Raw genomic sequence first — 388 nt, 5'->3', positions numbered from 1 at the left:
CACTAGCTGTTTGAGATGGATTGAGTATCCCGCATACTTGAAACATTTCTTTTTTATCTATGTAATTAATGGCTTCAAAAGTGCTGGCATCAATGAAGACCTTGATCTTATCCATAAAACCACAGCCTTCTTGCTCATTCGTTTTTAATATCGCTTCGATGTAGCCATGATCGCGATGGAGTGTTTTTAACACCCACTTCCCTGTATCCTTTGAATATTTTTGCGCCAAAAAGGTTCGAACCGCTTTGATACACTCAGCCTGCTCTTCTTTTGAGATCGGGAATGTATCCGGTGAAGGCTCCAGTGAGAAGGCTTGTTCAGCAGTAATGTCCTCGTTTATATTGATTTCCTTTTTTTCAAAGGCTTTGTTTAACGGTTCATTCCACTC

1 protein-coding gene is annotated in these 388 nt (G+C 40.2%); it reads right to left on the bottom strand.

Annotation, left to right across the window (positions count from 1 at the left end):
* Positions 1 to 388, bottom strand: a 388-nt coding sequence (locus GFC01_RS18975) for a hypothetical protein (RefSeq protein ID WP_207707670.1), incomplete at both ends; no start/stop codon positions are given.

It is taken from the genome of Desulfofundulus thermobenzoicus (genome assembly GCF_009428905.1).
In the GTDB taxonomy this organism is placed as follows: domain Bacteria; phylum Bacillota; class Desulfotomaculia; order Desulfotomaculales; family Desulfovirgulaceae; genus Desulfofundulus_A; species Desulfofundulus_A thermobenzoicus.
Note: the sequence above shows the minus strand (reverse complement) of the source record. Positions and strands in the feature narration are given on the sequence as shown.